Genomic DNA, 18,478 nt, shown 5'->3' with positions numbered 1-18,478 from the left:
CTTACATTGTTAGCAAGCTAAGTTAAGCCGCCGGAGATAAAAAAGCCTTGCAGGGTGTGCACCGTGCAAGGCCTCTGGCTCAAGCGCTGAGCTTAGTTCAAGAGTCGCCTCAATACAGATTCGGCTCCATCTCCAGCTCGACGCCAAAGCGCTCGGCGATATCGTGCTGGATCCGCCGGGCCAGCTCCAACAGTTGCAGGCCGGTGGCCGCGCCGTAGTTCACCAACACCAGGGATTGCAGGCGATGGACCCCGGCATCGGCTTCACGAAAGCCCTTCCAGCCGGCCTGCTCGATCAGCCAGCCGGCCGCCAGTTTGACCTGCCCGTCGGCCTGGGGATAACCCACCAGCCCCGGGTAGGCCTGCTTGATCTGCGCCGCCAGCAGCGCCGGGACCACCGGGTTCTTGAAGAAACTGCCGGCATTGCCAAGCACCGCCGGGTCCGGAAGTTTCTCGCTGCGAATGCTGCAGATCGCCCGGCTGACATCGCTGGCCGTCGGCTGCTCGATGCCCTGCTCGTTCAGGCGCTGACGCACCGGACCGTACTCAAGGTGCAGATGATCGACGCGATTCAGGACAAAACGCACCCGCAGGATCAACCAGCGACCGGCCTCATGCTTGAACAGGCTGTCGCGGTAAGCGAACTGGCACTGGGCCAGTTCAAAGTCGCGCAATTCACCGGTTTGCCGGTCCAGGGCGGTCAGGCCGGCGAACACGTCCTTGATCTCCACGCCATAGGCGCCGATGTTCTGCATCGGCGCAGCGCCGACGGTGCCGGGAATCAGGCTCAGGTTCTCCAGCCCGGACAAGCCCTGCTCCAGGGTCCATTGCACAAAGGGATGCCAGGTTTCCCCGGCCTCGGCTTCCACCACCACCCGTTGCCCGTCGTCGCTGAGCAGACGGATGCCGCGGCTGGCCATGCGCAGCACCAGGGCCTGGATATCCGCGGTCAGTAGCAGGTTGCTGCCGCCACCGATCACCAGCAACGGCAACTGCTGCGCGGCGCAATAAGCCAGGGCTTCGCGCACGTCGTCATCGCTATGGGCCTGGGCAAAGCGCAGGGCCTTGACCTCAACCCCGAAACTGTTGAACGGCTTGAGCGAGACATCGGATTGAATGTGCAGGGTCATAACCGCCCCTTCAATTCGATCACCAGCCGGTCGCAGGCCGCTTCGATCAGGTCCAGTACCTGCTCGAAGCCCTGCTCGCCGTCGTAGTAGGGATCGGGCACTTCATCCAGTACCGACTCGTAGCGGCGCAGGAACAGGTCCAGCTCGGCCTTGCCCCGGGCCGGTTGCAGGGCCTTGAGGTGGCGCAGGTTGCTCTGGTCCATGGCCAGGATCAGGTCATACACGGCGAAATCGGCGCTGCCGACCTGCTGCGCCCGTTGCGCCGAAAGGTCGTAGCCACGGCGCAAGGCCGCCTGCTGGCTGCGCTTATCCGGGGCCTTGCCGACATGCCAGTCGCTGGTGCCGGCGGACGCGACCTGCACCTGATCGCCCAGGCCGGCCGCGCGCAACTTGTGGCGCAGCACGCCTTCGGCGGTCGGCGAGCGACAGATATTGCCCAGGCAGACGAACAGAACCCGCATCAGGCCTCCAGCAGGCGCCGGACGCGCTCAAGGTCTTCGGCGGTATCGACGCCGGTGGGTGGGGCCTCCAGGGCATCGGCGACATGAATCCGCACGCCGTGCCACAAGGCACGCAACTGCTCCAGGGATTCGGTGTTTTCCAGCCAGCACGGGCCCCAGCTGACGAAGTCATGGAGGAAACCGGCGCGATAGGCATAGATGCCGATGTGGCGCCGGTAAGGCACGCCTTCCGGCAGGTGCTCGTGACTCTTGGCGAAGGCATCCCGCGCCCAGGGCAAGGTGGCACGGCTGAAGGTCAGGGCCAGGCCGTTGAGGTCCGTGACCACCTTGACCACGTTGGGATTGAACAGCGTCTGCACATCCTCGATCGGCTCGGCCAGGGTAGCCATGCGCGCTTCGGTGTGGGCTGCCAGGTTGGCCGCCACCTGGTCGATCACCGAAGGCGGGATCAGCGGTTCGTCGCCCTGAACGTTGACCACGATGGCATCCGCCGCCAGGCCAAGCTGGCTGGCGACTTCCGCCAGGCGATCGGTGCCCGAGTTGTGATCGTCCCGGGTCAGCAGCGCTTGCGCGCCAAAACCCTGGCACGCCTCGACGATACGCGGGTCGTCGGTGGCCACCACCACCCGCTCGGCGCTGCTCTTGCAGGCCTGCTCCCAGACCCACTGGATCATCGGCTTGCCGGCGATCAGTTGCAGGGGCTTGCCCGGCAGGCGAGTGGAGGCAAAGCGCGCCGGAATGACCACGGTGAAGGCGCTGCTCATTTGTCCAGGCGCTCTTCGGTGGTCAGGGTACGGGCTTCGCTTTCCAGCATCACCGGGATGCCGTCGCGGATCGGATAGGCCAGGCCGGCGCCCTTGCTGATCAGCTCGGTCTTGTCGGCGCTGAGTTTGAGCGGGCCCTTGCAGATCGGGCAGGCCAGGATGTCGAGCAGTTTGGTGTCCATGAGGTTTCCCTGGATAAAAGCGATTAAGGCAACAGACGATCAGGCAGCAGGCGCATCAGCTGGGTATCGAACCAGACGATGAAGGCCGCGGACGGCACCGCATCCACCGCCAGGTACCACCAGTCGGCAGCCGCGAAGTCACGGCACTTGACCGCATCTTTCTCGGTCATGACCAACGGCAACGACGGGGTGAAGGCCAGGGCCTGCGCACTGTATTGGGCGTGATCGGCAAATGCATGGGGGACAGGCCGCCAGTGTAGCGTTTCAAGGGTGTTGAAGAAACGCTGCGGGTTGCCGATTCCGGCCACCGCGTGCAGCGCCTGCCCCGGCGCGAAGTGCTCCACCGGGCGGCGCTCGCCGCTCTGCAGATTGACCAGCGCCGACGGCTTGAGGTGGAAGGCAAAGCCGTCGGCGCGGTCATCGGCAGCGCCGTTGTAGAGCAGTGCATCGACGCTCTGCAGGCGTTCCACCGGCTCGCGCAGGGGCCCGGCTGGCAGGCAACGGCGGTTACCCAGGCCACGGGCGGCGTCGATCAGCACCAGTTCCAGGTCACGGGCCAGGCGGTAATGTTGCAGACCGTCGTCGGAGAGAATCAGGTCCAGCGGTTCGGCGGCCAGCAAGGCCTGTACCGCGCGGCTGCGATCCGGGTCGATCATCAGCGGCACGCCACAGCGCTGGACGATCAGCAGCGGTTCATCACCGGCCACCGCGGCACTGTCGTCGGCCGTCACCCGCCAGGGCAGTTGCGGCGGCTTGGCGCCATAGCCGCGACTGACCACCCCGACCCGCAGGCCGAGGCGCTGACAGTGCGCCACCAGCCACAGGATCAATGGCGTCTTGCCAGTGCCGCCGACGGTGATGTTGCCCACCACGATCAACGGCACCGGCGGCTGATAGATCGCCCCCTCGCCCGCCAGAAAGCGCTGGCGCTTGCCCATCACCACCCGGCGGTACAAGTACTCCAGAGGCTGCAGCAGTTTCAGCGCGGGGTGGCCGTTGTACCAGGCGGCGAGCAAGCGATCGGAGAGTGCCATCAGGGTGCCGGCGCCGCCTCGACGGTGGTCATGCGCAAGTGGCTGAAACCGAGCTTGCCGGCCGCGTCCATGGCAGTGATCACCGCTTGATGTTGAGTCTTGCCATCGGCACTGATGGACAGCGGCAGATGGGTGTCCCCTGCCGACTCCTTCTGCAGGGCGTCCATCAGGGTGGCCAGGTCATTTTTCGGCAGCACCTGATTGTTGACCGAGAACACCCCGTCGGCGCTGATGGCGATGTCCAGTTGCTTGACCTCCTGGTCTTCGGCGGGCGAGCCGCTGACCGCTTCCGGCAGGTCGACCCGCAACTGGGTTTCCCGGGTAAAGGTGGTGGTGACGACGAAAAACAGCAGCAGGATGAACACCACGTCGATCAATGACGCGAGGTTGATGTCCACGGTTTCCCGGGGTTTGCGACGGAATTTCACGCTTTGCCCTCGGCCAGGTCGACATCGCGGTCACCCTGGATCACTTCTACCAGCTTGATCGCTTCCTGTTCCATGCCCACCACCAGCTCATCGACCCGACGTTGCAGGAAGCGATGGAAGAACACTGAAGGAATGCCCACCATCAGCCCCGCGGCAGTGGTGATCAAGGCCTTGGAAATACCGCCGGCCAGCACGTGGGCGTTGGTGGTCATGCCCGAGCCCATGAACGAACTGAAGATGTCGATCATGCCCAGCACCGTGCCCAAGAGGCCCAGCAGCGGGGCCATGGCGGCGATGGTGCCGAGGGCATTGAGGTAGCGCTCCAGCTCGTGAATCACGCGGGCTGCCGCCTCTTCAATGCATTCCTTCATGATCTCGCGACCATGCTTGGAGTTGGCCAACCCCGCGGCCAGGATCTCGCCCAGGGGCGAATCGGCGCGCAGTTCCTTGAGTTTTTCCTTGTTCAGCTGCTTGTCCTTGATCCAGCGCCAGACCTGCCCCAACAGATGGGGCGGGGTAACCCGGCTGGCCCGCAGGGTCCACAAACGCTCGGCAATGATGCCCACAGCCGCGATGGAACTCAGAATGATCGGCAACATCATCCAGCCGCCGGATTTGACCAATTCCCACACAGTGACAGTCCCCTCGAAAAAGTGCGCCACTCTAACATAGGGGCCGGACGCACCGAAGACCGTGATGTCGCATGCTCACAGGCTTTAATAACTCACGGTTATTTAAGGCATTAGTGCTCAATCGCGCCAGAAACGCCGCTGCGCGCGCAGGCTTTGCACGGGCCCGAAAGTCCCCAGGCGCAGTTTCAGCGCACCGTGATCGGCGCTGTCATGAACAGCCGCCCCCAACCGTCGATAGCGCGCCAGCACCTCGGCATGGGGATGACCGAAGGCATTGCCTCGCCCGCGGGAAATCAGCACCGCCGTCGGTCGCAGGCGTTGCAGCAGGGCCATGGACGAAGACGTGCGACTGCCATGATGGGGCGCCTGCAACCAGTGGGTGTGAACCGCCAGCGCACTGGCGAGCAAGGCCCGTTCGGCCTGCACGTCGATGTCGCCGGTGAGCAACAGACGCTCGCCACGGGCCTCGACCTGCAACACACAGGAGGCCTGGTTGCCATCGGTCGCCGCCGGCCATTGCCAGAGCCGAAAGCGCACCCCATTCCATTGCCAGCCCAGGCCGGACTCGCAAGGCTGGGCTTGAAAGGCGTCGGGCAATGCCCCGGGCTCGCCGCTGCGCACCCGGGCCACCTCGATTCCGCGCCAGACCGCGAGGGCGCCACCGGCATGATCGTTGTCAGCGTGACTGAGCAGCATCAGGTCCAACCGCCTGATCCCCAGTTTGCGCAAGGTTGGCAGCACCACCCGCTCGCCGAGATCGAAATCCCCCACCCGGGCGCCGGCGTCGTAGAGCATGGCGTGATCGCGGGTGCGCAGGAGCATCGACAGCCCCTGCCCCACGTCCAGTTGCCAGACCTCCACCTCCCCCTCGGGCAGCACGGGCTCGGGCGGCCAGACAGCCAATAGCAGCAGCGGCCACCCCAGCACCCGCAGCGGCACACCAGTGGGCAGAAGCAACAGCAAGGCCCCCAGGGCACTGAGCCCCCAAAGCCACCAGGGCAGCACCGGCGCCACCCAGGCCGGCCAGGCACCGGCGATCATCCCCAGGATACGAAACAGCCCATCCAGCAGCCCCCCGGCCAGCCACAGCAAGCCCTCGCCCAGATGGGTCACCGGCAGCAGCAGACACCCCAGCAGGGCCGGCGGCAGCACCAGCAGGCTGATCCAGGGCACCGCCAGCAGATTGGCCAGGGGACCGCTGAAACTGATGGGCAACCCCAGGGCCAGCAGCGGCGGCAGCAGGCCAATGGCGATCAGCCACTGGGCCCGGCTCCAGGCCTGCCACCAGCGCCAGCGCCCCAGGCGCCCGGCGAAGGTGAGAATCAGGATCGCCACCGCGGCAAACGACAGCCAGAATCCCGGCTGCAAACTGGCCAGGGGCTCGAACAGCAACACCGCATTCAACGCCAGCAGCCAGGGTCGCCAGACGCCCAGATGGCGAAAGCGCAGACGCCAGAGCAGGACCAGGGCGACCATCACGCAAGCCCGTTGCACCGGCACATCGAACCCGGCCAGCAGGCCATAGCCCAGAGCCCCGAGAAAGGCCAGGGCACAGGCCCAGGGCAGCCATGGCCGGCGCTCGGGCCAGATACCCCAGCGGGCGAGCCCGGCCACCCCGAGGTAGATCACCCCGGCCAGCAGACTGATGTGCTGACCGGAAATCACCATCAGGTGCACCGTGCCGGTGTCCTGCAACACCTGCCAGTCCTGGCGCGTCAGGCCCGAGCCGTCGCCCATCACCAGTGCCGCCAGCCCGGCGCCACGTCCTTGTGCCTCGACCCCCAGCAGGCGCTGGCGCAGCCCCTCGCGCCAGGCCAGCCGGGCGGGCCTGAGCAACTGCCCGGCCTTGACCGTACCGGTGGCCCCGATGCGCCGCGCCAGCAGCCAGGCCTGGTAATCGAATCCCTGGACATTGAGCAGCCCGGCGGGACGCCGCAGCTTGACCGCCAAGCGCCAGCGCTCGCCACTGTGCAGCGGTGGGCCGTCATGCCAGGCCAGACGCATCCGCTGCGGCAGACGCTCGCGCCGCGCCTGGGCGGCCTGCAGTTCGAAGCGCACCACGCCCTGGCCCTGCTCCGGCAAACCACTGACCTGCCCCTCCAGCCAGCGGGTTTGCCCCTCCAGGCCAGGCGCCAGGCGGTCATCCAGGGCCCAATGCCCGGATACACAAGCCCAGGCGAAACCGAACAGAAAAAATGCCACGGGATGTGTTCGAAACGGCAGCAGCATCAACCCCACGACCGCCAGCACCAGCAACAGCCAGACCGGCGGCAACACTGGTAGAAAACCCAGCGCCAGCAGCCCCGCGGCCAACGCCAGCAAACCCGTGCCCATCAGTCAGCCCCTCCTTGGCAGTCCCTACTCTGGGCTTAGCCGAGGATCGGCGGCGCGGTTTTATCATTTGTCACAATGTCTGAATTTGCCCTGACTAGAATCCGTTCATAATCGCGACCTGATCCAACCGAGAACCCTTATGCCCCGGCGCTTATTCAAACGTTACATGCCAGATCCGGCCAGCATCCGGGAACACAAGTCCTTACGCTTTCTTGGCACGCTGTTGCATGACGCCAACCTCTGGCACCTCAATCGACACTCCGTAGCCCGCGCCATGGCCGTGGGTTTGTTCGCCGCCTTCATCCCGATTCCGATGCAGATGCTGCTGGCGGCGGTGCTGGCTGTCTGGCTGCGGGCCAACATGCCCATCAGTGTCAGCCTGGTCTGGCTGACCAATCCCATCACCATGCCGCCGGTGTTCTTCTGCACCTATCAACTGGGGGCCTGGCTGATGAACGTACCGGCCCGCACCCTGCCCGACGAGTTGACCTGGGAATGGATCAGCGGTCAGCTCAGCACCCTGTGGCAACCCTTTCTCCTGGGGTCGGTGGTGGCCGGGCTGGCGCTGGGCGCCACGGCCTATTGCCTGACCATGCTCTATTGGCGCTGGTGGGTGGCTCGCCAGTGGCGCAGGCGCAAGCAGCAGCGCCTGTGAATAACGAAAACGGCCTCCCGAGGGAGGCCGTTTTCATCAGGCGCTGAAGCGGTTTACTGACGCATGCCGCGCCCGCTGACCAGCAGCCGGGCGCAGCCGATGTACAGCACCACGGTGGCCACCAGCATGAAGGTGATGGCCACGCTGATCTTGATGTCCGACACCCCGAGGATGCCGAAGCGGAAGGCGTTGACCATGTGCAGCACCGGGTTGGCCAGGGACACGGTCTGCCAGAACGGCGGCAGCAGGTTGATCGAGTAGAACACCCCGCCCAGGTAGGTCAGGGGGGTCAGCACGAACGTCGGGATGATCGAGATGTCATCGAAGTTGCGCGCGAACACCGCGTTGATGAACCCCAGCAGCGAGAAGATGGTCGCCGTCAGCACCACCACCAGCACGGTGACGCCCAGGTGATGCACCTGCAACGTGGTGAAAAACAGCGACAGCAGGGTCACGATGATCCCCACCATCAGGCCGCGCAGAACCCCGCCCAGGGTGTAGCCGATCAGGATGGTGTGCGGCGACACCGGCGATACCATCAGCTCCTCGATGGAGCGCTGGAACTTGCTGCCGAAGAAACTCGACACCACGTTGCCGTAGGAGTTGGTGATCACCGACATCATGATCAGCCCCGGCACGATGTACTCCATGTAGGTGAAACCACCCATATCGCCGATCTGTCGCCCGATCAGGTTACCGAAGATGACGAAGTACAGAACCATGGTGATGGCCGGCGGCAGCAGGGTCTGCGGCCAGATCCGGGTGAAACGGCGGATCTCGCGATAGACGATGGTGTTGAGTGCCACCAGGTTGGGTTTCAACTCCGAACTCATACCGCCACCTTCGACAGATTCTTCTCCACCAGGGACACGAACAGCTCCTCAAGTCGGTTGGTTTTGTTACGCAGGCTCAAGACCTCGATGTTCTGCAGGGCCAGTTGACCGAACAGCGCGGTGATGCCCACGGCCTTGTCCACCTGGACTTCCAGGGTGTGGCTGTCCACCAGCCGGGTCGGATAGCCGGCCAACTGTGGCGCCATGCTGAGGTCGTGCTTGAGATCAAGCAGGAAGGTTTCCACATGCAACTGACTCAGCAGCTGACGCATGCTGGTGTTCTCGACGATGGTGCCGTGGTCGATGATGCCGATGTTGCGGCACAGCTGCTCAGCCTCTTCCAGGTAATGGGTGGTGAGGATGATGGTAATGCCTTTCTGGTTGAGCTCGGTGAGGAAGGTCCACATCGAACGACGCAGCTCGATGTCGACCCCGGCGGTGGGTTCGTCGAGGATCAGCAGGCGCGGCTCGTGGACCAGGGCCCGAGCGATCATCAGGCGCCGCTTCATGCCACCGGACAGGGAGCGTGAAGGCACATCGCGCTTGTCCCACAGGCCGAGCTGGGTCAGGTACTGCTCGGCCCGTTCCTTGGCGATTCGCGCCGGAATGCCGTAGTAGCCGGCCTGGGTCACGACGATGTCGAAGGTCTTCTCGAACTGGTTGAAATTGAATTCCTGCGGCACCACGCCGATGCAGCGCTTGAGCGCCGCCGGCTCACGATCAAGGTCGTGGCCGAAGACATTCACAGTGCCACTGGTCTTGTTCACTAGGGTCGAAAGAATGCCGATGGTGGTGGATTTACCGGCGCCGTTAGGGCCGAGCAGGGCGAAAAAATCACCTTCGGCGACGTCCAGATCGATACCACTCAGGGCCTGGAAACCGTTGCCGTAGGTTTTGGTTAGCTGCCGGATGGACAGAGCGGAACTCATATCGGATTCATGCACCAAGAAGAGGGAATTTTATAAGTGAGGGCAGCCTGGCTGGATTGCAACGACGCCAGGCGCTCGCCATGTTGCGGGTCGAGGCCACGCAAGTACAGTCACGCGTATCGATAGTGGGTATTAAGTCAACGCGGTCATCACCGCCTGACGATAGGCCGGGCGCTGCTTCAAACGCTCATACCAGGCTTGCAGATGGGGCATCGACGGCCGCTCGATGGGCATCTCGAACCAGGCATAGATAAAGCTGCCCAGGGGGATATCACCGACCCCGATCTGCGCTCCCGAGAGATAGGGCTGCCCGGCCAGGGCCTGATCCACCCGGGCCAGCAGCTCGACGCAGGTCGCCTTGGCGGCATTGATCTGCTGCCAGTCCTGCTGCGCCGCCGGAGTGCGCAATATGCCCCAGAACAGCAGGCGGAAAGGTTCGGCGAAGGTCGAGGTGGTCCAGTCCATCCACTTCTCGGCGCTGGCCCGGGCCTGTACGTCGGCCGGGTACCAGTGGCTGTCGGCGGCATGCCGAGCGGCCAGGTAACGCACGATGGTGTTGGACTCCCAGAGCACGAAGCCATCGTCTTCAATCAGCGGGATGCGCCCGTTGGGGTTCAGCGCCCGGTAGGCGGGGGTGTCCACCACGCCAAAGGCGCCACCTGCATCCAGGGACTCATAGGCCAGCCCCAGCTCTTGGGCACACCACAGCACCTTTCTGACATTCGACGAGTTCTTGCGACCCCAGATCTTCAGCATGACCATCCCTCAGTTATGAATGCCGGGGCAGTCTACGCCGGATCAGCCGCGACTCAAATCACTGCGGATGTCCCCCAGCAGCGCGCCCCCCTGCTCGCCGAACAGATGGGGATAGCATTTTTCCAGGTGGCTGAAGAACAGCTCCTGCGGCACATCGGCGAAGCGCCCATGGTCCACCAGGTACTCCATCGACTGGTCGCCCTGACGGTTGAAGGCGTGAAAGACACTGTCCTGCACCCCGTCGAACTCCAGCGGCGCCACATCGAACAGCTCGCACAGACTCTGGTTGAACGCCGGCGTGGCCTTGACCCAACGCCCCTGCAGGTACAGCTCGGTGTAGCCGTGCATGGCGAACACATCACTGCGCAACAGCTCCAGCAGGCGCGGGGTCGACAAGTGATTGCGCACGTCCGCCAGACCGATGCGCGCGGGAATCCCGCAATGCCGGGCACAACCAGCCAGCAGCGTGGCCTTGGGCACACAGTAGCTTTCGCCGGCGATCAGGGCATGACTGCCCCGCAGGGTTTGCGGATCGGGGCTGAAGGAATAGAAGTTGTAACGCACGGCCTCACGCACCGCGTAATAAAGGTTCACCGCCTGCTGCCGCGGATCGCCGCCGGCACCGCGATGAGATTCGGCGAACTCCACCACCGCAGGGTGGTCACTATCGATGAAGCGGCTGGGACGCAAGTACTGGTTCATGGGCAAAACCTCCAAGCGAAGCCTGGAGTCTATCGAGACGTCCGCCCTGGCGATAACGACGTTTCGGCCAAAGATCAGGGTCGGCCCGAGCACCACCCGCCGTTCTTCAACGCCCCCGCTGGCCGGCAAAGTCAACCGTTGCACCCGCACCGCCACGATCACCCGCTTTGTCGGAGGCCGACTAAGCTCTGAGGGTGATTTGACCCCTGGTTTCATGGAGGATTGAATATGCTGTTGTTGTGGATACTGGTTTTGCTGGTTGGGGTCGCCTATCTGGCGCACCGCCGCACCGCCCCTCTGCCCGCCCTGGGCGTCGTTGCCGTCTACCTGCTGGCCATGGGCGCCTTCAGCCGGGCTCCCGGCTGGCTGCTGCTGATTTTCTGGATTGTGCTGGCGGCCGTTGCCGCGCCGCTGTTGCTGCCCGACCTGCGCCGCAAGTACTTCAGCGCCCCGCTGTTCTCCTGGTTGCAGAAAGTCCTGCCGCCCATGTCGCAAACCGAGCGCGACGCCATCGATGCCGGCACCGTGTGGTGGGACGGCGAGCTGTTCAGCGGTCGCCCGGACTGGAACACCTTGCTGGCCTATCCCAAGGCGCAACTGACCGAGGAAGAACAGGCGTTCATCGACGGCCCCACCGAAGAACTCTGCGCCATGGTCAGCGACTGGCAGATCGGCCAGCACATGGACCTGCCGCCCGCGGCCTGGGCCCATATCAAGGAGCACGGCTTCTTCGCCCTGATCATTCCCAAGGAGTACGGCGGCAAAGGCTTTTCCGCCTACGCCCACTCCCAGGTGGCGATGAAACTGGCAACCCGCAGCGGCGATCTGGCCTCCACCGTCATGGTCCCCAACTCCCTGGGCCCGGCCGAACTGCTGCTGCACTACGGCACCGACGAACAGCGCAATCACTACCTGCCGCGGCTGGCACGGGGCGATGACATTCCCTGCTTCGCCCTCACCGGCCCGCTGGCAGGCTCCGACGCCGGGGCGATGCCCGACACCGGAATCATCTGCAAGGGCCAATGGCAAGGCGAGGAAACCCTGGGCCTGCGCCTGAACTGGGAAAAGCGCTACATCACCCTGGGCCCGGTGGCCACTCTGCTGGGCCTGGCGTTCAAGGCCCACGACCCGGACCATCTGCTGGGCGACCAGGAAGACCTGGGCATCAGTCTGGCGCTGATTCCCACCGACACCCCCGGGGTCGATATCGGCCGCCGCCACCTGCCCCTGGGCGCGGCCTTCATGAACGGCCCGAACTCCGGCAAGGACGTGTTCATTCCCCTGGACTACCTGATCGGCGGCCGGGAAATGCTCGGCAAAGGCTGGATGATGCTGATGAACTGCCTGTCGGTGGGACGCTCGATCTCGCTGCCGGCGGTGGGCACAGGCGCCGCCAAGTTCACCAGCCTGGTGACTGGCCAGTACGCCCAGGTGCGCGAGCAGTTCAACGTGCCACTGGCAGCCTTCGAGGGCATCCAGGAAGCCCTGGCCCGCCTCGGCGGCAACGCCTGGCTGATGGACAGCGCACGCATGCTCACCGCCAATGCCGTGGACCTGGGGGAAAAGCCCTCGGTGCTGTCGGCGATCCTCAAGTACCACCTCACCGAGCGCGGACGCGAGTGCATCAGCCATGCCATGGACGTGCACGGCGGCAAGGGCATCATCATGGGGCCCAACAACTACCTGGGCCGCAGCTGGCAGGGCGCGCCGATCTTCATCACCGTGGAAGGCGCCAACATCCTCTCGCGCAACCTGATGATCTTTGGCCAGGGGGCGATCCGCTGCCACCCGTTCGTGCTCAAGGAAATGGCCCTGGCCGCACGCGAAGACCATGACCAGGCGCTGAAGGAGTTCGATGCCCTGCTGCTGCAGCACATTGGCTTTGCCGTGAGCAACGCCGCCAGCACCCTGGTGCTGAACCTGGGCCTGGGCCACTTCGAACACACCCCGGGCGACAAGCTCAGCCAGCGCTACTTCCGCGCCCTGAACCGCCAGGCCGCGGCCTTCGCCCTGCTGGCCGACTTTTCCATGATGCTCCTGGGAGGCGAGCTCAAGCGTCGCGAAAGGCTGTCGGCGCGCCTGGGCGATGTGCTCAGCCACCTGTACCTGGCCTCGGCGGCGCTCAAGCGCTATCACGATCTGGACTCACCGGAGTACCTGCGCCCCCTGCTGGCCTGGGCCATGGAGGAAAGCCTCGGCCACTCCGAACGCGCCCTGGACGAATTGCTCAGCAACTTCCCCAGCCGGGTGTTCGGCTGCCTGCTACGGGTATTGGTGTTCCCCTTCGGCCGGCGCCATACCGGACCGTCGGACCGCCTGGATGCCGAAGTGGCGGAAATCATTGGCCGCGCCCAGGGCGACCCGGCCCTGGAAGCGGTGCTCGCCGGCTGCTATCGCCCGCAATCCACGGACGATCCGGTAGGCGCCCTGCAGCACGCCTGCAACCTGCTGAGCACAGCCCATCCACTGCAGAAGAAACTCCACGAAGCGCTGAAAAGCGGCCAGGTCAAACCGGCGGCCGGCGAATCGGCCATCGACGCGGCCCTGGAGGCCGGCGTGCTGCAAGCGGCCGAAGCCCAGAGCCTGCGGGAGGCCGAAGCGGCGCGACGCAAAGTCATCGACGTGGACGACTTCGCCAAGGAGGAACTGACCTTGAGCGAAGGCAAGATCCGCTAAGCAGGCTCCTCGGGGCAGGTCGATTATGAAACCGGGCGCGGGGGCTATATACTCCCGCGCCCGTTTTGCTCTTGAGGACCCTGTCATGTCCAACGTCGTCGCCGATCATCTCGTCCTCCTGGACCACCTGCGCAGCATCCTGGTGGCGGTGGGAGAAGCCGAACAGGTTCCCGAAGAAAGCCACGCGCTGTTCCTCGAGCGCTTCGATGAACTGCGCGCCTCGCTGCCGATCGACCCGATCGAAAGCCAGTACCTGGGCCAGGACCTGCTGTGCCAGATCATGCAGCGCTATCCGCAGATCGCTCACCTGGTGCCTCGCGACCTGCTGTGGTTCTTCGCCGGCGACTGCCTGCACTACATGCCCGATGAAGAAATCGACCTGTACCAGGCCCTGGAAGAACGCCGCTTCGAAGCCGAGCAGAACGACGAGCCCTTCGACTGGAACCAGGAAAAACAGCTGCTGGCGCTCTCCGCCCAGGACAGCAAGCACTGATTGCAGCCCTGGCGCCACCAAGGCCCGCCCGGTTTGCCCGGCGGGCCTTTTTTGTGCCCGCCCCCATCGTCTCCGTAGGAGCCGGCTTGCCGGCGAAGAGGCCCTTGGGTCTTGCATCGCCCTTAGAGATATTTTCGCTGGCAAGCCAGCTCCTACAAGCTGCGTTCACCTTTGCCCGGGCGGTTCAGGGTCGGCTCCCTGGCCAGGCATTCCACCAGATAGTCGATGAACACCCGCAGTTTGGGCGGCAGGTAGCGGGTCGGTGAATGCAGGAGCCAGGCACCGCCGTGGTAGGAGGCAAGAAAGGTCCACTCCGGCAGCACCTGGACGATCAGTCCCTGCTCCAGGGCATGACGCGCGGTGAAATACGGCAGGCTGCCAATGCCCAGATGCTGCAACACCGCGTCCAGGCGCACCCCGGTGTGGTTGGCGGCATAACGCCCGCGCACGCCGACGGTCACCGCCTTGCCGCCCTGGGTGAACTTCCAGCGGGCGTCGCTGGGGGTTTCCCCGAGATAGATGCAACTGTGCTGGCGCAGATCCTGGGGGTGCAACGGCGTGCCCTGTTCCGCCAGATACTGCGGGGTGGCGCACAGCAGGTGATCGATGCGCAACAACTGACGCCCGATCAACCCCGGCGGTGGGCGGTCGGTGATGCGGATCGCCAGGTCGACATTGTCTTCGATCAGGTCGATATCCCGGTCTTCATGCAGCAGTTCGACATCCACCTTGGGGTAACGCCGAAGAAACTCCGGCATATGGGGATGCACCACGAAGCGCCCCACTGCCTTGGGCACGCTGACCCGCACCACGCCTTCGGCCTCGTGGGTGAACTGACCGCTGATTTCCATGACCGATCGGGCAGCGCTGACCATCTCGCTGCAGCGCTTGAACACCTCTTCGCCACCGTCGCTCAAGCGCAACTTGCGGGTAGTACGTTGCAGCAGGCGAGTCGCCAGGGCCTTCTCCAGACGCGAGATGCTGCGGCTCACCGCCGACGGCGAGGAACCCAGCTGACGCGCTGCTTCGGAAAAGCTGCCGGTTTCAACGACCCTGACGAAGATGGCCATTTCTGCCAGTAAAGGCAGGGGGAGATTTATGCTCATGACGCAATAGTCCATTGAGTTTTGAACGGATTATCACGCAATTACCCAAGCCTCATAATAAAAAAACACTTGGTTCCAGGGTTTGAGAAATGACGCTTCGCCTGTACTACGAACATGACCTGCTGACCGCCCAGGTCGAACTGCTGAGCTGCCTCCCTCGGGACGGACTGTTTGCCGCGATCTTGCACGCCACGCCCTTTCACCCCCAGGGCGGCGGCCAGCCCAGCGACAGCGGCTGGATCGGCGCGGCTCAGGTGCTGCGGGTCGCCCAGGAAGATGAGCAGATCGTGCATTACCTGAACCAGCCGCTGACGCCGGGCAGCCATGAGGCTCGCGTGGATGAGCCGCAGCGCCTGTTCAACAGCCGCATGCATTCCGCCGGGCACCTGATCGGCCACTTTGTGCAAAGCCAGGGTTGGACGCCGATCAAGGCCCATCACTGGCCCGGAGAGGGCCGAGTGTCGTTCAAGCCGGGCGAACAACCCGAGGAAATCGACTGTGTCCGGGTGCAGAACGCCCTGGAACACTGGATTGGCGAGGATTGGCCGCGGCACATCTCCCTGGCCGCCGGAACCCGCGAGGTCAGTTTTGGCCCGCTGCCCGCCTATGGTTGCGGTGGCACCCACGTCCAGCACCTGCAACAACTGGGACGGGTGAGCATCGACTCGATCGCGCAGAAAAAAGGCGTTCTCTCGGTCAGCTACAGCCTCGACTGAAAACGCCCACGCCCTTACCCCCCAACTGCTTTTGCGGAGTCAGCATGCTGTCCAATTATCTTGGCGAGTTTCTCGCCCTGGCCCTGGTTCACTTTCTCGCCGTGGTCGCCCCGGGGCCGGATTTTGCCGTCACTATCCGCCAGAGCGTGCGCTTCGGGCGGATGACCGGGGTCTGCACCGCCCTGGGGATCGGCGCCGGCATTTCGGTGCACGTGCTCTACACCCTGCTGGGGGTCGGCGCACTGATGCACGCGACGCCCTGGCTGCTGAGCGCCGCCAAACTGCTGGGCGCGGCCTACATTCTGTACCTGGGCGTCAGCCTGTTGCGCAGCAAGGCCAAGACCGGCATCCCTGGCGAAACAGCAGAGGATGAACCAGAGCAGACCTTGCTGCGGGCCTTCACCACCGGCTTCCTGACCAACGCCAGCAACCCCAAGGCGACCCTGTTTTTCCTGGCGATCTTCACCACCCTGGTCAGCGCCACCACGCCGCTGAGCATTCAGGCCCTGTATGGAGCCTGGATGTGCCTGGTCAATGCGTTGTGGTTCGTGATGGTCGCGCTGTTCTTTTCCAGCGCCCGGGTCCGCCTGCTGTTCATGCGCCTGGGGCACTGGTTCGAGCGCTGCATGGGGTTGATCCTGCTGCTGTTCGCCGGACGCCTGTTGCTGTCGCTTTAAGTGCTATGTACCAAAGGCCCGCGCAGTCTGACTGGCGGGCCAATTGATGCATAAACGGGCGAAAGGCCGAATCGCAGACAAACAAAAACGCCGCTCAATGAGCGGCGTTTTCGTGAATTTGGAGCGGGAAACGAGACTCGAACTCGCGACCCCGACCTTGGCAAGGTCGTGCTCTACCAACTGAGCTATTCCCGCAAATGGCGTCCCCTAGGGGACTCGAACCCCTGTTACCGCCGTGAAAGGGCGGTGTCCTAGGCCACTAGACGAAGGGGACACGCTACCCGGAACACATGGTGTGTGTTTCGGTGTTCCAGATCCGTATCCGAGGATTCGGTTCTGGTTTCACTCGACCCTGCCCGAAAGCAACGCCGTTTAAAATTGGAGCGGGAAACGAGACTCGAACTCGCGACCCCGACCTTGGCAAGGTCGTGCTCTACCAACTGAGCTATTCCCGCAAATGGCGTCCCCTAGGGGACTCGAACCCCTGTTACCGCCGTGAAAGGGCGGTGTCCTAGGCCACTAGACGAAGGGGACACGCTACCCGGAACACATGGTGTGTGTTTCGGTGTTCCAGATCCGTATCCGAGGATTCGGTTCTGGTTTCACTCGACCCCGCCCGAAAGCAGTGCCGTTTAAAATTGGAGCGGGAAACGAGACTCGAACTCGCGACCCCGACCTTGGCAAGGTCGTGCTCTACCAACTGAGCTATTCCCGCATTGGCGTCCCCTAGGGGACTCGAACCCCTGTTACCGCCGTGAAAGGGCGGTGTCCTAGGCCACTAGACGAAGGGGACACACTACAACATTCACTGCCTTCAACGTTTCGCGCTTTGCTTTCCGTTGAAAGTGGCGCGCATTCTATGGATGCTTTGGGAGGCCGTCAACCCCCAGATATAATTTTATTTAAATCAATGACTTCGGGGCAGTTTAAGGCCCGCTGCGGGGTTTTCTGTGGTCCAGGCTTTGACGCCTATATTCTGTCACTCGACAAGGCGTTATAGTCCTCCGCAGCCGGTAATGGCAATTTGCACCCGAGGTTCTGCCCGGACCATTGCCACCTATATAAGCAGCACCCGCCATACCCGGCTCGTCGAGCGGCGCTATGCGTCTAAATGCCAAGCCACTACACTCGCACGCGAATCCTATAACGAGGTTTTAACGGTGACACCACTCATGATCACCCTGCTGGTAATAGCCGGGATCGCACTATTGATCGCCATTGGCTACATGAACCATGTGGTGGAAAACAACAAACTGGAGAAGGCCCGCACCAAGGTCGAACTCAATGACCGCCTGCGCCGCTGCGGCGAGATCACCGAAACCTTTCCCGGCCAGTTCATGACCCCGGCCCTCAAACTGCTGCTGACCCGCCTGGAGCTCAACGTGGTGCAGCGCATGCTCAGTCTCGACAAGACCGACAACGCGCTCAAGGCGCGCCAGGCCGAACTCAATACCCTGATTGGCCAGGGCGAATCGATTCCGGTGAACAACCCGCCGGCGCCGATCCAGACCGAAGCCAAGGCCAAGGACGTGCGCTTCCTGCTGGAGGCGATGCACGGCCAGGTCACCCGTGCCGCCCATGACGGGTTCCTGCAACCCAATGAAGCCAAGCGCTGGATCAAGGAAATCCGCCATATCCTGGTGCTGCTGCACATCGAGTTCTTCAACAACCTGGGGCAATACGCCCTGCAGCAGAACCAGCCGGGCCAGGCCCGCCTGGCCTTCGAACGCGGCGTGCAATACCTGCGCAAGCAACCGGATCCGGCGGTCTACAAGGAACAGCTGGAGTACCTGGATAAACTCCTGGTTCGCGCCAACTCCATGGTGCTGTCGACCCTGGAGCCGGCGGAAGATGAAGTCAACGAGCTGACCCAGGGCCTGAAGACCGTGGAAGCCGACGCCGACTGGAAAAAGAAAGCCATCTACGACTGAAATAAAAAACCCTTGTCCGGCGCACCCCACGCCGGACAAG

19 protein-coding genes and 6 tRNA genes are annotated in these 18,478 nt (G+C 63.6%); 6 read left to right on the top strand and 19 right to left on the bottom strand.

Features of this window, described 5'->3' with window-relative positions; translation table 11 throughout:
• Positions 1-109: 109 nt before the first annotated feature.
• The 8 genes from murB to GWQ44_RS03620 all read right to left on the bottom strand — a co-directional run bounded on the left by murB (position 110) and on the right by GWQ44_RS03620 (position 6,964).
• On the bottom strand, positions 110-1,129 hold the full coding sequence (gene murB, locus GWQ44_RS03655) for a UDP-N-acetylmuramate dehydrogenase (protein ID WP_275926651.1): 1,020 nt from the start codon (positions 1,127-1,129) through the stop codon (positions 110-112).
• Positions 1,126-1,590 (bottom strand): low molecular weight protein-tyrosine-phosphatase, encoded by a 465-nt coding sequence (locus GWQ44_RS03650; protein ID WP_016968265.1) that lies wholly within the window; start codon positions 1,588-1,590, stop codon positions 1,126-1,128. The genes murB and GWQ44_RS03650 overlap by 4 nt, the downstream gene beginning before the upstream one ends.
• Entirely contained in the window at positions 1,590-2,354 is a 765-nt protein-coding gene (kdsB, locus tag GWQ44_RS03645) for a 3-deoxy-manno-octulosonate cytidylyltransferase (protein WP_016968264.1), read from the bottom strand. The genes GWQ44_RS03650 and kdsB overlap by 1 nt, the downstream gene beginning before the upstream one ends.
• Entirely contained in the window at positions 2,351-2,536 is a 186-nt protein-coding gene (locus GWQ44_RS03640; RefSeq protein WP_011060103.1) for a Trm112 family protein, read from the bottom strand. Before GWQ44_RS03640 ends, kdsB begins: the two co-directional genes overlap by 4 nt.
• Before the next feature lie 23 nt (positions 2,537-2,559).
• Positions 2,560-3,570 carry a tetraacyldisaccharide 4'-kinase gene (gene lpxK / locus GWQ44_RS03635; RefSeq protein WP_016968263.1) on the bottom strand — a complete coding sequence of 337 codons (1,011 nt, stop codon included), beginning with the start codon at positions 3,568-3,570 and terminating at the stop codon, positions 2,560-2,562.
• A complete protein-coding gene (locus GWQ44_RS03630) occupies positions 3,570-3,998 on the bottom strand; it encodes a biopolymer transporter ExbD (RefSeq protein ID WP_016968262.1) in 429 nt (142 codons plus the stop codon). Before GWQ44_RS03630 ends, lpxK begins: the two co-directional genes overlap by 1 nt.
• Entirely contained in the window at positions 3,995-4,630 is a 636-nt protein-coding gene (locus tag GWQ44_RS03625; RefSeq protein WP_016968261.1) for a MotA/TolQ/ExbB proton channel family protein, read from the bottom strand. Before GWQ44_RS03625 ends, GWQ44_RS03630 begins: the two co-directional genes overlap by 4 nt.
• 117 nt (positions 4,631-4,747) lie before the next feature.
• Positions 4,748-6,964 carry a DNA internalization-related competence protein ComEC/Rec2 gene (locus GWQ44_RS03620; protein ID WP_275926650.1) on the bottom strand — a complete coding sequence of 739 codons (2,217 nt, stop codon included), beginning with the start codon at positions 6,962-6,964 and terminating at the stop codon, positions 4,748-4,750.
• Positions 6,965-7,103: 139 nt separating this feature from the next.
• Between GWQ44_RS03620 and GWQ44_RS03615 the strand changes: the two genes are divergently transcribed.
• Positions 7,104-7,619 (top strand): DUF2062 domain-containing protein, encoded by a 516-nt coding sequence (locus GWQ44_RS03615; protein WP_016968259.1) that lies wholly within the window; start codon positions 7,104-7,106, stop codon positions 7,617-7,619.
• Between the two features lie 53 nt (positions 7,620-7,672).
• Here the strand turns inward: GWQ44_RS03615 and GWQ44_RS03610 are convergent, their stop codons facing one another.
• The 4 genes from GWQ44_RS03610 to GWQ44_RS03595 all read right to left on the bottom strand — a co-directional run bounded on the left by GWQ44_RS03610 (position 7,673) and on the right by GWQ44_RS03595 (position 10,839).
• Entirely contained in the window at positions 7,673-8,452 is a 780-nt protein-coding gene (locus GWQ44_RS03610; protein ID WP_016968258.1) for an ABC transporter permease, read from the bottom strand.
• On the bottom strand, positions 8,449-9,381 hold the full coding sequence (locus GWQ44_RS03605; RefSeq protein ID WP_016968257.1) for an ABC transporter ATP-binding protein: 933 nt from the start codon (positions 9,379-9,381) through the stop codon (positions 8,449-8,451). Before GWQ44_RS03605 ends, GWQ44_RS03610 begins: the two co-directional genes overlap by 4 nt.
• 132 nt (positions 9,382-9,513) lie before the next feature.
• Positions 9,514-10,137 carry a glutathione S-transferase gene (locus GWQ44_RS03600; RefSeq protein ID WP_275926649.1) on the bottom strand — a complete coding sequence of 208 codons (624 nt, stop codon included), beginning with the start codon at positions 10,135-10,137 and terminating at the stop codon, positions 9,514-9,516.
• Between the two features lie 42 nt (positions 10,138-10,179).
• Positions 10,180-10,839: a transglutaminase family protein gene (locus GWQ44_RS03595; protein ID WP_179597459.1), complete on the bottom strand. Its 660-nt coding sequence runs from the start codon at positions 10,837-10,839 to the stop codon at positions 10,180-10,182.
• A gap of 228 nt (positions 10,840-11,067) precedes the next feature.
• On the opposite strand from GWQ44_RS03595, the gene GWQ44_RS03590 reads away from it, so the two are divergent.
• Entirely contained in the window at positions 11,068-13,515 is a 2,448-nt protein-coding gene (locus GWQ44_RS03590) for an acyl-CoA dehydrogenase (protein WP_275926648.1), read from the top strand.
• Positions 13,516-13,600: 85 nt separating this feature from the next.
• Positions 13,601-14,008: a PA2817 family protein gene (locus GWQ44_RS03585; protein ID WP_016968255.1), complete on the top strand. Its 408-nt coding sequence runs from the start codon at positions 13,601-13,603 to the stop codon at positions 14,006-14,008.
• Between the two features lie 152 nt (positions 14,009-14,160).
• On the opposite strand, the gene GWQ44_RS03580 is transcribed toward GWQ44_RS03585, so the two are convergent.
• Positions 14,161-15,114 (bottom strand): LysR family transcriptional regulator, encoded by a 954-nt coding sequence (locus GWQ44_RS03580; protein WP_103741198.1) that lies wholly within the window; start codon positions 15,112-15,114, stop codon positions 14,161-14,163.
• Between the two features lie 89 nt (positions 15,115-15,203).
• Between GWQ44_RS03580 and GWQ44_RS03575 the strand changes: the two genes are divergently transcribed.
• The gene (locus GWQ44_RS03575) at positions 15,204-15,830 is read left to right on the top strand and encodes an alanyl-tRNA editing protein (protein WP_275926647.1); all 627 of its coding nucleotides are present in this window, start codon (positions 15,204-15,206) and stop codon (positions 15,828-15,830) included.
• A gap of 44 nt (positions 15,831-15,874) precedes the next feature.
• Entirely contained in the window at positions 15,875-16,507 is a 633-nt protein-coding gene (locus GWQ44_RS03570) for a LysE family transporter (RefSeq protein ID WP_275926646.1), read from the top strand.
• Positions 16,508-16,626: 119 nt separating this feature from the next.
• On the opposite strand, the gene GWQ44_RS03565 is transcribed toward GWQ44_RS03570, so the two are convergent.
• The 6 genes from GWQ44_RS03565 to GWQ44_RS03540 form a co-directional block, all read right to left on the bottom strand.
• A tRNA-Gly gene (locus GWQ44_RS03565) sits at positions 16,627-16,702 on the bottom strand.
• 3 nt (positions 16,703-16,705) lie between these two features.
• Positions 16,706-16,781: transfer RNA gene (locus GWQ44_RS03560), tRNA-Glu, on the bottom strand.
• A gap of 105 nt (positions 16,782-16,886) precedes the next feature.
• A tRNA-Gly gene (locus GWQ44_RS03555) sits at positions 16,887-16,962 on the bottom strand.
• 3 nt (positions 16,963-16,965) lie between these two features.
• Positions 16,966-17,041, bottom strand: a tRNA-Glu gene (locus GWQ44_RS03550).
• A 105-nt stretch (positions 17,042-17,146) separates the two neighbouring features.
• A tRNA-Gly gene (locus GWQ44_RS03545) sits at positions 17,147-17,222 on the bottom strand.
• A 2-nt stretch (positions 17,223-17,224) separates the two neighbouring features.
• Positions 17,225-17,300: transfer RNA gene (locus GWQ44_RS03540), tRNA-Glu, on the bottom strand.
• A gap of 367 nt (positions 17,301-17,667) precedes the next feature.
• Here GWQ44_RS03540 and GWQ44_RS03535 point away from each other — a divergent pair.
• Positions 17,668-18,438, top strand: a complete 771-nt coding sequence (locus tag GWQ44_RS03535) for a hypothetical protein (RefSeq protein WP_016968251.1) — start codon at positions 17,668-17,670, stop codon at positions 18,436-18,438.
• The last annotated feature ends 40 nt before the right edge of the window (positions 18,439-18,478 follow it).

The sequence above is a fragment of the Pseudomonas sp. 3MA1 genome (assembly GCF_029237275.1).
GTDB lineage: Bacteria > Pseudomonadota > Gammaproteobacteria > Pseudomonadales > Pseudomonadaceae > Aquipseudomonas > Aquipseudomonas fluorescens_AP.
Note: the sequence above shows the minus strand (reverse complement) of the source record. Positions and strands in the feature narration are given on the sequence as shown.